The sequence below is a fragment of the Nocardia brasiliensis NBRC 14402 genome, assembly GCF_000308475.2.
GTDB classification, from domain to species: domain Bacteria; phylum Actinomycetota; class Actinomycetes; order Mycobacteriales; family Mycobacteriaceae; genus Nocardia; species Nocardia brasiliensis.
This window is the reverse complement of sequence record NZ_BAFT02000098.1, coordinates 1-13,027: the sequence shown is the minus strand read 5'-3', so window position 1 is coordinate 13,027 and position 13,027 is coordinate 1. Positions and strand designations below refer to the sequence as shown.

9 protein-coding genes are annotated in these 13,027 nt (G+C 69.5%); 5 read left to right on the top strand and 4 right to left on the bottom strand.

Features of this window, described 5'->3' with window-relative positions; translation table 11 throughout:
• Positions 1-10: 10 nt before the first annotated feature.
• The 3 genes from TY25_RS32540 to TY25_RS32530 all read left to right on the top strand — a co-directional run bounded on the left by TY25_RS32540 (position 11) and on the right by TY25_RS32530 (position 4,590).
• Positions 11-1,375, top strand: a complete 1,365-nt coding sequence (locus tag TY25_RS32540) for a glutamate-1-semialdehyde 2,1-aminomutase (protein WP_042262708.1) — start codon at positions 11-13, stop codon at positions 1,373-1,375.
• Positions 1,372-2,562 (top strand): glycosyltransferase, encoded by a 1,191-nt coding sequence (locus tag TY25_RS32535; protein WP_042262705.1) that lies wholly within the window; start codon positions 1,372-1,374, stop codon positions 2,560-2,562. The genes TY25_RS32540 and TY25_RS32535 overlap by 4 nt, the downstream gene beginning before the upstream one ends.
• 243 nt (positions 2,563-2,805) lie before the next feature.
• A complete protein-coding gene (locus TY25_RS32530) occupies positions 2,806-4,590 on the top strand; it encodes an AfsR/SARP family transcriptional regulator (protein ID WP_052383345.1) in 1,785 nt (594 codons plus the stop codon).
• Here the strand turns inward: TY25_RS32530 and TY25_RS32525 are convergent.
• From TY25_RS32525 to TY25_RS32510, 4 genes are read right to left on the bottom strand one after another with little or no spacing between them, the layout of a single operon-like run.
• Positions 4,548-8,228 (bottom strand): SDR family NAD(P)-dependent oxidoreductase, encoded by a 3,681-nt coding sequence (locus tag TY25_RS32525; protein ID WP_042262703.1) that lies wholly within the window; start codon positions 8,226-8,228, stop codon positions 4,548-4,550. The two genes, TY25_RS32530 and TY25_RS32525, sit on opposite strands and share 43 nt — an antisense overlap.
• Complete coding sequence (locus TY25_RS40935; protein WP_081869247.1) at positions 8,225-9,130, bottom strand: arylamine N-acetyltransferase family protein; 906 nt, start codon at positions 9,128-9,130, stop codon at positions 8,225-8,227. The genes TY25_RS32525 and TY25_RS40935 overlap by 4 nt, the downstream gene beginning before the upstream one ends.
• On the bottom strand, positions 9,114-10,409 hold the full coding sequence (locus tag TY25_RS32515; RefSeq protein ID WP_042262701.1) for a condensation domain-containing protein: 1,296 nt from the start codon (positions 10,407-10,409) through the stop codon (positions 9,114-9,116). Before TY25_RS32515 ends, TY25_RS40935 begins: the two co-directional genes overlap by 17 nt.
• Complete coding sequence (locus TY25_RS32510; protein WP_042262699.1) at positions 10,406-11,617, bottom strand: nucleotide disphospho-sugar-binding domain-containing protein; 1,212 nt, start codon at positions 11,615-11,617, stop codon at positions 10,406-10,408. The genes TY25_RS32515 and TY25_RS32510 overlap by 4 nt, the downstream gene beginning before the upstream one ends.
• Before the next feature lie 191 nt (positions 11,618-11,808).
• Here TY25_RS32510 and TY25_RS32505 point away from each other — a divergent pair, with 191 nt between their 5' ends.
• Both TY25_RS32505 and TY25_RS32500 read left to right on the top strand, forming a co-directional pair.
• Positions 11,809-12,843 carry an LLM class flavin-dependent oxidoreductase gene (locus TY25_RS32505; RefSeq protein WP_042262697.1) on the top strand — a complete coding sequence of 345 codons (1,035 nt, stop codon included), beginning with the start codon at positions 11,809-11,811 and terminating at the stop codon, positions 12,841-12,843.
• A partial coding sequence (locus tag TY25_RS32500) for a hypothetical protein (RefSeq protein ID WP_156055150.1) occupies positions 12,840-13,027 on the top strand: 188 nt, incomplete at its 3' end. The genes TY25_RS32505 and TY25_RS32500, both read left to right, overlap by 4 nt.

The following is a 13,027-nucleotide window of genomic DNA, read 5'->3' as shown; positions in this document are numbered from 1 at the left end:
AGGAACGTGCGTGACGAGTCTCGACAGCCGACGTGATTTCGCTCGTAGCAACGGCATCCAAGCGCGGTTGCACGACCTGATACCGGGTGGCGCGCACACCTATGCGCGCGGCGCCGACCAGTACCCGGAACACATGGCCCCGATTCTGGTGCGCGGCAACGGCTGCCGGGTCTGGGACAGCGACGGAAACGAGTACGTCGAGTACGGCATGGGCCTGCGCTCGGTGACGCTCGGGCACGGCTATCGCCCGGTGGTCGAGGCGGTGAGCGCCGCCATCACCGACGGGGTGAACTTCTCCCGGCCCACCGAGCTGGAATTGCTCGCCGCCGAAGACTTCCTGTCCTTGGTCCCCGGGGCCGACATGGTCAAGTTCGCCAAGAACGGCTCGGACGCCACCACCGCGGCGGTCCGGCTGGCCCGCGCCGCCACCGGCCGGGTGGTGGTCGCGGTGTGTGATCAACCGTTCTTCTCCGTGGACGACTGGTTCATCGGTACCACGGAGATGGACAGCGGCACCGACGACACCGCCACGGTGAAGTTCCCGTACAACGATCTCGGCGCACTGGCCGACGTACTGGCCGCGGTGCCGGTGGCATGCGTGGTCATGGAGGCGGCGACCGCACTGGCCGAACCCGGCAGCGGGTATCTGAACGGTGTTCGCGCACTGTGTGATCGGTACGGGGTGTTGCTGGTGTTCGACGAGATGATCACCGGGTTCCGCTGGTCGGCCGGTGGGGCGCAACAGGTGTACGGCGTGCGCCCGGATCTGTCGTGCTGGGGGAAGGCGATGGGCAACGGGTTCCCGATCTCGGCGTTGGCGGGCAAGCGTGAATACATGGAGCTGGGCGGGCTGCGGACCGACCGGGACCGGGTGTTTCTGCTCTCGACCACGCACGGGCCGGAATCTGCGGGACTGGCCGCGTTCCGCGCGGTGGTCCGCGCCTACGCGGACACCGATCCGATCGGCCGGATGGAGCGGGCCGGACGACGGCTCGCCGACGCGGTGAATGCCATTGCCGCCGAGCTGGGTATCGCCGATTTCCTCCAGGTCGCCGGACGGCCGTCGTGCCTGGTCTATCTCACCAGAGACCCGCGCGGCAGGCCGTCGCAAGCGTTCCGGACGCTGTTCCTGCAGGAGTTGCTGGCCCGCGGGGTGCTGGGGCAATCGTTCGTCACCTCGGCGGCGCACACCGACGACGCGGTCGACGCGACGGTCGCCGCCTGCCGGGAGGCCGCGCTCGTCTACCGGCGTGCGCTCGAACAGGGCAGTGTCACAGGGCTTTTGGTGGGGCGCCCGGTCGCGCCCGCGCTCCGGCGGACCGCCGCGCCGCGCCGGATCGCCGCCGCCTCGCAAGGCGGAGCGCGGCACTCGTGACCGCGCCGCGAATCGGGCTCGTGCATGAGCGATTCACCGAATACGGCGGATCCGAAGCGGTGGTCGCGGAGTTCCTCCGCACCTGGCCGGGCGCCGCGGTGTTCGCGCCGATCGTCAGTCGTGCGGGGCAGGCCGCACTGGCGGCGCAATGTGCTGCGGGAGAGCTGGATTCGATTCAGGACAGCTGGCTCAGCGGGGTACATGCGGCGCTGGGCGCCCGTGCGCACGCCCCGCTGCTGCCGTTCGTGCCCCGGGCGCTACGTCGCCTCCCGCTGGCCGGGCGGTTCGACGCGGTGCTCGTCAGCCATCACGCGTTCGCCACCCAGGCCGTATTCGCCACGGACGCACCGGTGATCGCGTATGTGCACAGTCCGGCACGCTGGGCCTGGGACAGCGCCTTTCGTGCCCAGGAGGCCGGTGGGCGGTCCGGTCAGCTCGCTCTGGCGGCCCTCGGCCATATCGCCCGCCGGGCCGAATTGCGGGCCGCGCCGCGGCTGGCGCACGTGATCGCCAATTCGCACGCGGTCGCGGCGCGCGTGCGTGACTGGTGGGGGCTGCCCGCCACCGTGATCAATCCGCCGGTGCGGATAGATCGGTTCACCCCGGACCCGTCGCTGCCGCGCGAGGACTTCTTTCTGTTCGCCGGTCGTCTCGTGCCCTACAAGCGGGCAGACCTCGCGATCAGGGCGGCGCGGCAGGCGGGTCGCCGGCTGGTCGTGCTCGGCGACGGCAGGCACCGCCCCTACCTCGAGTCCATCGCCGGACCGGAGACCACGTTCCTCGGCGCCGCCTCCGACGCGGTCCTGCTGGACAGCTATCGCCGCTGCCAGGCTCTGCTCATGCCGGGAGTCGAGGATTTCGGCATCGTCCCGGTGGAGGCGATGGCCTGCGGCACCCCCGTCCTCGCGGTCGGCGCGGGCGGCGCACTCGACACCGTCCTGCCCGGCATCACCGGCGAACATCTCGACCCGGGCGACGACCAGGCCGTCATCGACAGCCTCGCCCGCCGCATGCGCGATTTCGATGCCATCACCTACGATCCCGCCACCATCCGCACCCACGCCACCACCTTCACCCCGACCGCCTTCCGCACCCGCCTAGCCGCCACAGTCACCCAAACCCTCACCCGCGGCGTCGGAGCGGCGGGACGCGGAGCGGGTGCGGCTTGCGGGGAATCGTCACCCTGAGCGATACCGCCGAACGTCGCGGTTGTATGGATTGTCTGATTTATCCCGGGCGTGTGTGAAACCGCTTATATGTTCTTCTAATTCGATTGTCATCGCGTTAGCAAAATTACGGAATCGGAACTGTAATCCGCGTCACATTGTCCGATTTGCTGGTAGTCGTCCGGTTGCCGTCATGTTCGAATGTGCTGAGCGGGGCTAAGTATCAGGTTTCAGTGGGATTTGCCGGAAGATCCAGGAGATTGGATGTTCGTCTCAACGCTCGGCAGACTGCAAGTCACCGTGGACGATGGTGAGATTACACCGACGGCGCCGAAGTTGCGCAGCCTGCTCGCGCTGCTCGCGGTGCGGCGAAACCGAATCGTGCCCACCGGAGTTCTGGTCGAAGAACTGTGGAACGACGAAGCGCCGATCAGTGCGCTCGCGACTTTGCAGACCTATGTCTATCAACTGCGGAAACTGCTGCAGGCGCACGGCGCCAACGGGCGTGATGTGCTGCGCTGGCATCCGCTGGGCTATGAAATCCGGCTGGCCGACCACGAACTCGATATCGCCGCGTTCGAGCAACTCGCCGAGCGGGCACGCGATCAACTGTCCGACGGCGCGGTGGTGGAAGCCTTGCAGTCCGCCTCGAACGCGGCCGCGCTGTGCACCGGTACGCCGCTGTACGACATCTGTGCCGGCCCGATTCTGGAACCGGAGATCAACCGGTTGCGCGAGTCGTTGTTACAGGTCACGCAGTTGCGGGTGGAGGCGCGGATGCGTCTTGGCCATCACCGGGATCTGATCGGTGAGCTGAAACTGCTGTGCGGCGAACACCCTTATCACGAGGGGTTGCACGGCAACCTGATGACGTGCCTGCATCGGTGCGGCCGCAGGTCCGAGGCGCTCGAGGTGTACCACCTGCTGCGTTCGAACCTGAGCGCCGAGTTGGGCATCGAACCGTCCGCCGCCATTCAGGAGTTGCAGCGCGGATTGCTCGACGGCGCACCGGAACAGGCCACCGCCGAGGTGCGCACCGCCGTGGCGCCGGCGCAGTTGCCGCGCGATCTGTCCGATTTCTCCGGTCGTGCCGACGAAAAGAAACGACTCACCGAACTGCTGACCAGTGACGTGGCCGTCACGGCCGCCGTGGTCACCGTCTCCGGCGGGCCCGGTGTCGGCAAATCGGCGTTGGCGATCCACGCGGGACATTCGGTGCGCGGCCATTTCCCGGACGGTCAGCTCTATGTCGATTTTCGCGAAGGCACGCACGGTTCGTTCCGCATTCTCGGCCGGTTCCTGCGCGCGGTGGGTTTCGCTGCCGGACATTTGCCCGATGAACTCGACGAGCGCGCGGAGTTGTTCCGCAGTTGGGCCGCGGGCCGCCGGGTGCTCATCGTGCTCGACAATGTCACCACCCGCGGCCAGGTGCGGCAACTGCTCGCGGGCGGTCCCGGCAGCGCGGTGCTGATCACCGGCACCTTCCGCGCGGTCGCGGGTATCGAAGGCGCGGCGCCGATCGAATTGGAAGCGCCGGACGTGGGGCAGAGCAACGAGATACTTTCCGCGATCATCGGTCCGGATCGGATGAGCGCGGAAACCGCTGCCGCGGAACGCATCATCGCCTACTGTGATCGGAATCCGCTGGCATTGCGCATCGTCGGCGCGAAATTGGTGACCAATCGATTGCTGTCGTTGTCCATGCTCGCCGACCGGCTCGCGGATCCCCGGCGGCGGCTGCACCAGCTGGAGTTCCTCGACTGGAGTATGACCCGCACGGTGTCGGCGGGCTATCGCGAGTTGGACGCGCCCGCGCGTGCGCTGCTGAACGCCGCGGTCGCCGCGGGTTCGCGCACGCTGACCATGACGCGCGCGGAACAGCTGTGCGCGCCGGGACAGTGGTCGGCGGACAACGCCATCGAGCAATTGCTCCAGAACGGGCTGGTGCGCTGCAACTGGGGTGTCGTCGGGGTGGACAGCTTCGACATCCCGGACCTCGTCGCCTGCTATGTGGCCGAGGTGGCGGGCCCGAACACCGAGGCTTGCTGACCCGAGTCGTGCAACGCGCCGGCCAAGGCGCCGAGTGTGGTTGCCGCGAAGAACATTTCGTGCGGGATCGCGGTGTCGAGCGCGCCCTCCAAGCGGGCGTGCACCTGCACCATCTGCACCGAGGTGCGTCCCAGCGCGCTGAGGGGTGTGTGCGCCGACAGCGGCAGGCCGGTGAATCCGTCCAGCGCCCGGATCATGTGCCCGAGGGTCGCCACAGCCACCGGTGCCAGGTCCATCGGCGGTGCCGTCCCGGCCGGTTCGGTCAGCGCGAGGTCGCGGGCGTCGTCGACGAGGGCACGCACATCGGTGCCGCGCCGGTCGATGCCGATCTGATAGTCGCCGGGCGGCCGGCACAGCGTCTCCACGGTCAAGCGGACCGCGTCGTCGGGCCGCAGTGCGAGGAAACCCCGTGCGGCCGCGGCGGCTTCGTACCGATTCCCGGCGTTGACCCCGGTCTCGCGCCAGAGGCTCCAGGCGAGCCGGGTGATCGGCGTGCCGTCGCGCCGGCGCAGTTCCGCGGTGAGCGCGCGCGACAGCGCGTTCGTGGCGGCGTATGCCGCGCAGCCCGCCGCGGGAAACTCGCCCATCAGTGAGGAGCCGATGATCAGCTGCGCGCCGGGGCGCTCCCGGACGAGATCCGCGGCCACCAGCAGACCGCGAATGTGGCCGGTGGCGGTGAGGTCCCAGTCGGCGGGCTGCTCGGCGCGCAGCGCGCGCAGGCGGTACTCGCCCGCCAGGTGGATCACGCCGTCCAGCGCAGTACCCCAACGGTTTTCGGCGGCCGCCACCGCCGCGCGCACGGCGGCCTCGTCGCGAAGATCGACGGCCGCGTAATCGGCCTGTGCGGATGCGTCGCATAGTTTGCGCCAATTATTCTGCAATGCCGTGTTATTCGGTGTTTCGAGCGCGCGCCTGCCGATGATCAGAAACTGGGCGCGCGAGGTGACGGCAAGATTACGCACGAGTTCGGTGCCGATACCGCCCGCGCCGCCCAGCACGACGTAGCGTCCATTCGTGCGCAGCGGGCTCGGTTCGGTGACGGGCGCGTCGACCCGAAGCAGGGCGGGGAGATGCGGACGCCCCTGCCGCCAGGCGACTTCCGGGTACGCGGTGCTGTGATCGGCGAGCGCGATGGCCAGGTCCCGGGCGGTGCGTTCCGGTGCGCTCTCGGCCAGATCGATGTGTACCGCCTCGCTACCGGGATACTCCTGCCGGTACACCGCGGTGACGGCCGGGGTGGCCGCGGCCGCGACGATGCCGGACTCGGTTCCGGTCAGCACGCGCGCACCCCGGCTCACCGTGATCAGTCTCGGGCCGGCGCCGTCATGTGTGCAGCACTGGATGGCGCTGACGAGATGCTTTGCACACGAATCTGTTTCGGCGGCGAGGCTCCACAGGTAGACGACTGTCTGCGGTGTGCCGAGCAGCGACCGAACCGCCGCCCAATGCTCATCGAGGTTCGGATCGATGACGTAGCCGTCCTCGGTACGCCGGAAGGCGGTGCCCTGCCGGACGAGTAGGTAGTCACCCGGCACCTGCCTCGTGAATTCCTCCGCGACACCGGACTCGTCGGCGAACAGCACAATGGGCCCGCGCAAACCGGTGGCGTGCCGCGGAGACGGCGGCACCGGCCGCCACCGGGTGACATAGACACAGTCGGGCGTCGTGCCGGACGCACCACCCACCCTGTCGACGACGCGGTCGGCGAGTTCGCCGTCGGCGAGCCGTCGCGCCAAGACCGCCCGCTGGATCTTCCCGCCGGTGGTACGCGGGAATTCGGCCGTGGTGATCGCGGCGATCACGCCGACCGGCAGGCCGAGCCGCTCGCCGACCGTCGCGGTGATCCGTGCCGCGGTCTGCCTTTGGTCACCGGAATCGCTTGGTACGTAACAAATCCCGAGCAACTCGGTGCCCAGCTCGGGATCGGCGACACCCACCGCCGCCACGTACCCGCGCCGGACGCCCTCGATCTCGTGCACCAGCTCTTCGATGGTGTGGCTGTGGTACTTGGCCCCGTTGACCACCACCACGTCTTTGGCGCGACCGGTGATCACGAGCTTGCCATCGGCGAGGAATGCCAGGTCGCCGGTGTCGAGCCAGCCGTCGACGGTGAACGCGGCGGCGTTGGCCTCCGGGCTGTCCAGATACCCGGGCGTCACCCTGCTGCCGCACACCTGTAGCCGGCCGATCGTGTACTCGTCTTGCGGCAGCAGGTTTTCGTCGACGATCCGCAACCGGCTGCCCGGCGCGGGTGCACCCATGCTGATGTAGTCGATGCCGGAATGGGTCACGATATTGTCCGCGGCGTCGAAGTACGCGCACGAGGCGGCCGTCGCGGTTTCCGCCATGCCCCACATGTGCACGAAGTTCGCCGCCGTGACACCGAAACGCCCCAGCTCCCTGAGGAATCCCTCGACCACCGCCGGGATGCACTGTTCCCCGGCATTGAGCAGGGTGCGCAGGGCCGAGAGGTCCCACTGCCGCTGCGGCGCCTGTTCGAGGGCCGCGGTGAGCATCCGGTAGCCGAAGTTGGCCGACCAGGTGTGCGCCACTCGGTGCCGCTCCAGCAAGTCGAGCCAGCGCAGCGGTGCCGCGGTGAGGTAGCTCGTGCTCGCGTGCACACTCGTGCAGCCCAACACCGCGTCCCGCAGCAGGTACATCACCAGGGCGGGAGCATGGTCGAAGGGCAGCCAGTTGAGACTGGTCTCCCCGGCGCGGATCAGGTCGACCTGGCGGGCCGCCAACGCGTTCTCCACGATCGCGCGATGGGTGAGCTGAATCAGCTTGGGGCGCCCGGTGCTACCGGAGGAGAGCACGAGCACCGCGACGTCGTCGGGGTCGGGCGCGTGCACGTCGGCCACGGGCAGCGCTGCCGCCGTGCACAATTCGCCGACGGTGACGGCCGTTTCCAGCGCTTCGGCGAGCGCGGGGGAGGTGAGTATCGGCGCATCCGACAACCGTTGCGACAGCGCGACGAGCACACCCACGTCGTCACGCTTCGGCTCGACCGTGGTGACCGGCACGAAGCCGCCCAGCAGACAACCCCAGACCGCCACGACGTAATCGGCGAGATCATGCAGCGCCAGTACGGCTTTCGCGCCGGGCGGCAACCCACGCCCGGACAGTCCGGCGGCGAGCCGCAGTCCGCGCTCGAGCAATCGGTTGTAGGGCATGCGGGTCTCGCCGTCCGGCCCGACGGTCACCACCGAATGCGCGGTGATCGCCGCCGCGCGCAGCGCCTCCGGAAGAGTGCGCGGATCGGTGCGGGTGACAACGAGTTCGGGGCCTGCCGCCTGTGCGAGGCGCCGTACCGTGGACGCCGCGTGATCCTGCGCGGGGCGGTGGACCCAGACCCGGCGGTGGCCGAGCGGATAACGCACCGGCACCCAGTCGTCGGCCGCCTGCGCCTCTGGTAGTGCCGCGAGGTCGGGCTCGCCGTCGGGGCGCCGTGGAATCCGGCGCACTACGCGGACCGCGATCTTCGGTGTCCGGCTCAGCTCCCGCTGCAGTTCGATCGGATCGGCGTCGGCCGAGGGCACGACGTAGACGCGGTATTCACCGGGCACCTCGGCGGGAATCGCAAGACAGTCCAGCACGTCCGGCCTGGCGAAGATCTGCTGGACGAATGCGGTGCTCATCGGGTCGCGTCGGCGTCGGCTCCGGCGCGGGCCGGGGCCCAGTCGTCCCGGAAGCGTTGCGCCGACCATTCGGTGACCACGCACTGCCACAACGCTTCCCGCTTGTCGCGCGCCTCGGGGACCGTCAGCTGGAAGACGGTGGCCAGAGTGTCGAAATAGTCGTCCCGGTCGCTGATCGTGCGGATGGTGCGACCCGCCGCGGTGACCTTCGACAGCTGCGTGCCGATCAACTCGTCGAACCCGGACTCGTCGTGCCGCTTCACCCAGCCGTAGCGGAAGAAGATCGCCATATCGGTCTCCGCCATCCGGGTGTAGATCTCGGCCAGTGCGGCGTAGGCCACCTCGGTCAGCGCGAAATCGACGCCGCGGCAGGACTCGTGCCGGTCGTAGTCGAAGCGCCACCAGCGCGGGTCGAGATCGGACGGACGTAGCCGATAGCGGAACTCGCCGCGCGCGTAGTCACCCGGGATCAGCGGAAGCGGCCGCGAAAAACCTTCGCCCGCACCGACATCGAGCAGCCAGCGCCCGGCCGGATTGTCCGCCGTGGGTAGGTTGTCGACGGTCAGCACGACGTGCGTGCCGGTGGGCGGCTGGGCGCCCGGGGCGAACCGGCTCTGGGTGGCCGCCGGACGTAGTCGTACGTCGTAGCCGAGCTGGTCGAGCAACCAGCCGAACGCGCCGTTGAGGTGGTAGCAGATGCCGCCCAGGCCCTGCTCGACGATGCGGTCTACGGCATCGTCGACCGCGATCGACGGTGTGTGCCAGAGCGTTTCGAACGGCACCCGGGCGGTGTGGGCGGCGTGCAGCTCGGCGAGCGCCGCGACCGAACGCTCAGGGATCCCGTCGAATCCGAGCCTGCGCAGGTAGGCGCCCACTCGTGGGTCGTCAGTGGCTGCGGACATGCTCCACCTCCCGTAACGCGCTCGTGCAGCGGGACAATTCGCTGAGCCACAGCTCGCGCAGCGATTCGACGCGATCGCGGGTCAGGATGTCGGTGCGATACCAGAGGCGGCCCTTCGGCTCCGCGCCGGACCACACCTCGAGCGTCAACTCGTACGACGACTCCTGTTTGGGCCGGTGCAGGTATTCGACCTCGGTGCCGGCGAGCGCGAGGGTGACGCTCGCGCCGGTCTGCACCACGAACCCGGCCTGGCAGAACGGCATCCGGCGCGGATCGCGCTGTGGGTCGAGCCGGATGATCTGCTCGAGCGGCATGAACTGGTAGTCCATCGCGTGCAGCAGACCGGTGGTCGCGGTGGCGAGGTCGGTGCGCGGATCGTCGTCTCCGGTGTGCCGGAATCGCAGCGCGATCGCCGAGGCGAAGCAGCCGACCGCGTTGATGCTCGACTCGGCCGCCCGGCCGTTCACCGGCACACCGATCGCGAAATCGGCTGCCCCGGTAAATGTTCGCAATGCCCGTGCCCAGGCGGCGAGCATGATCATGCTCGGCGTGGTGCTGCCGATATTGCGAAACGCCGCGCTCGGCAAGGCGAACCACAATTCGTCCACGGCCCCGCTGCTCAGGTCGGTGCCTGGCGAGTCCGGGTGCGGGAGCGGCAGATCCGGTACCCCGACGAGCTGGCGCCCCCACCGCAACAGCTCGTCCTGTTCGTCCGGGCCCGCCAAGCGCTCCTGTTCGGCCCAACTGGCGCGGAAGTCGGTGGGTGCCGGGACCGGATCAGGTTGTCCCGCGAGCGCACGGGCGTATGCCGCGCCGAGCGCGTCGAACAGGATGATCGCCGACCAGCCGTCGAACGCGGTGTGGTGCACGCTCACCACTAGCAGGTGCTGGTCGTTGTCGTCGGTGCACAGCAGCGCGCGGATCGGCAGTTCGGCAGCCAATCGGAAGGGCGTCGCCGCGAAGGCACGCACCGCCGCCGAGTCGGCTTCGGCCTCGGTCCGGCGTACCGTCAGCACCGAAGGCGTCGCTTCCGGTGCGATCACCTCGATCCTGGTGCCCCGAGCGCCGACTCGGATTATCTTGGTGCGCAACGCGCTATGGCTCGCGATCACCCAGCGCAAGGCCCGATCCAGTGCGTCGGCGGACACTGCGCCGCCGATCCGGAAGGCGAAGGTATCGATGCCGTCGCGATAGCCGGGCTGCTTCTGCTCGCGATACCAGAACCGCCACTGTGGCACGGGAAGTCCGGCCAGCCAGCGAATGCCCGAGGTGTCGGTCATCGAGGGGCGTCCGCTCGCTGGGGCGCACCCGCGCGCGCCAGCCGCTCGAGTCGCTCGACCACGGCCAGCGGAGTCGGGCGGGCCAGCATATCGTCACGCAACTCGCCTGCCGCGGTGTGGAATTCGTCCTCGAACAGCCGATCCACCGCGGCCGCGATATCGGCGTCGGCGAGGTCACCGCCGGGCAGGTTCAACCCGGCCCCGCTGTCGCGCACGTGATGTCCGTGGAAGACCTCGTCCGGCATCTGCGAAATGACCAGCTGTGGTAGACCGTTCACCAGCGCGGTCAGCACGCCGCCCGCACCACCCTGGTCCACCAGTACCGAGCAGGTCGAGGCGAGCTGATGCAGCGGGGCCGGGCCCAGGTGCACCACGTTGTCGGGGACGTGATCGAACAGCTTGCGTTGGTCCGCGGTGACCGCGACGGCCAGTTCGACGTCGTGCCGCGCGAGCGCCCGCACCACGCGGGGCGCGAGCACCATGTGGTCGAAACCGAGGCGGCTCTGCGAAGTACCCCATGTGATACCCACCCGCGGCCGGGCGGGCGGTTCGAGCAGCCATGGTTCGAGTACCGCGGGGCCGTTGTAGGGGACGAAGCGAATCGGGTCGCGCACTTGACGATCCGCCACCTGCAGGCGCGTCGGCGCGGGATCGAGGGTGCTGTCGCCGTTCACCCCGATGCGGGTCAGCCCGTAGGGGGCGGCGAGTTCCCCGATGAGGTCCTCTTCGAATTCCGCGATGGGCGCGGTGAAGTCGATGCTCCACAGGTGTCGCACGGTCGGCACGTCGAGCAAGGTTCCGATCAGCGGGCCGACGAAACCGGCGGGCTCGAAGACGATCAGATCCGGCTGCCAGCGCCGCGCGAACGCGACCGCTTCGGGCGCCTGCGCCTGCGCGGCGGCCGCGGCGAGCCGGAATCCGTTGAGCCTGCGGCGCCGGGCACGCTCCGCGGCGGCGACCGGATCCGCGGTCGGCGCGGGCGCGGCGGGCTTCCAGGAGCGGCGCTCGAGTTCGTCCCGCAGCCGGGCGTAGGAGTCGAACTCGGGGCCCGCGCCCAGCGCGGGCAGTCCGGCGCCGACGATCGCGGGGACCAGATCCGGGTTGCTCACCACCACGACGTCGTGACCGCTGGCGCGTAGTGCCCAGCCGAGCGGCACCATCGGGTACAGATGGCCCGGCATGTTCCACGTCGCCAGCAGGACGCGCATCCTTCGCCTCCGTCCGAGAGAGAATCGGTGCGCACAGCGTCCACGGGCCCGCTCGAAGATCACTCCAGCACCGCTGTGCGGCTGCGGCGGTACGAGACCGGCAGCGGCCTCGTCGAGTACGGCACGGTTGATCCTCGAGTGGCGCGGCGGATCGTTCGACCTCGCAGTACCCGGCACGACGAGGAGAAACGATGCGGCTCGCGGTGTTCCTGACCCCACGACACGCCCTTCGCCTCGCTCCCGCCGCCGAACGACTGGGGCTCGAGTACGCGCTCGCACCCGAAGGGTTTCGCGGTGACGGCGTGAGCGTGCTCGGCGCCGCCGCCGCGGTCACCTCGCGGCTCACCCTGGCCTCCGGGCTGCTCCAGGCGCCCGCCCGCAGCCCGGTGCTGACCGCGCTGACCGCACTGACCCTCGACGAACTGTCCGGCGGGCGGTTCGAACTGGGGCTCGGCGTCTCGGCCGCGGACGTGGCGCGTGGCTGGTACGGGGCGGACATCCGCCGCCCCCTGGGCTGGCTGCGTGAATACGTGGAGGTGGTGCGCTGCGCGCTGTCCGGCGCACCGGTGCGCTACACGGGTGCGCATTGGCGGCTGCCACCGGACGATCCGGACGACACCGCGGCCGTCGCCCAGCTGCGCGCCTTCGAACCACGCCCCGAACTGCCCATACTCCTGGGCGGGGTCGGCCCGCGCGCGCTCGAACTCGCCGGTGCGATCGCCGACGGCTGGATCGGCGCGTTCTGCTCACCCGAACGCATCTCGTGGGCGCTCGACCACGTCCGGATCGGCCGGTCCCGCGCCGGGGCGAGCCTCGACGGCTTCCGGGTGCTGCCGTCGATCCCCATCGGCGTCGGACCCGATGCCGGATCCGCCGCGGTCGCGTTACGGCCCTACTACGCGAATTTCCTTGCGCTCGGACGTGGTACGGGCGTCTACGCGGCGGTGGCGACCGACATGGGTTACGGCGAGCAGGTGCAGCGGGTCCATCGACTGGTGGCGGCCGGTGACCGGGCCGCCGCGGCAGCGGCGGTACCGCTGGACCTGATCCGGCGCACCGCGCTACTCGGCGACGCGCACAGCATCGGCGCGCGAATGTCGGAGTACGCGGCGGCCGGGGTGACCACCCTCGGCTTGACCGTGCTCGCCGCTGATTTCGATGACCAGCTCGACGTAGTGCGCACCGCCGCACAGGCACTGGACCTCGCACAGGGGGTGTGCCGGTGACCCGAACAAATCGCGCGTTGTTGATCGGTGATCCGACCGCACCGCCCGCCGACTGGCCCCGCACCCTCCAGGCGGCGCTGGATCGGGCGGCGCAGGACCTCAGCCGGGGCATCACCTACGTCGACGACGAAGGGCTGGAACGGTTTCAGAACTATCGGCACCTGCGTCGCGCGGCCGGGACGCT

Bases quoted from the DNA above. Each gene is read 5' to 3' on its own strand.
- TY25_RS32530 (WP_052383345.1), top strand. From the start codon at position 2,806: ATGTTCGTCTCAACGCTCGGCAGACTGCAAGTCACCGTGGACGATGGT.
- TY25_RS32510 (WP_042262699.1), bottom strand. From the start codon at position 11,617: ATGCGCGTCCTGCTGGCGACGTGGAACATGCCGGGCCATCTGTACCCG.
- TY25_RS32525 (WP_042262703.1), bottom strand. From the start codon at position 8,228: ATGAGCACCGCATTCGTCCAGCAGATCTTCGCCAGGCCGGACGTGCTG.
- TY25_RS40935 (WP_081869247.1), bottom strand. From the start codon at position 9,130: ATGTCCGCAGCCACTGACGACCCACGAGTGGGCGCCTACCTGCGCAGG.
- TY25_RS32505 (WP_042262697.1), top strand. From the start codon at position 11,809: ATGCGGCTCGCGGTGTTCCTGACCCCACGACACGCCCTTCGCCTCGCT.
- TY25_RS32515 (WP_042262701.1), bottom strand. From the start codon at position 10,409: ATGACCGACACCTCGGGCATTCGCTGGCTGGCCGGACTTCCCGTGCCA.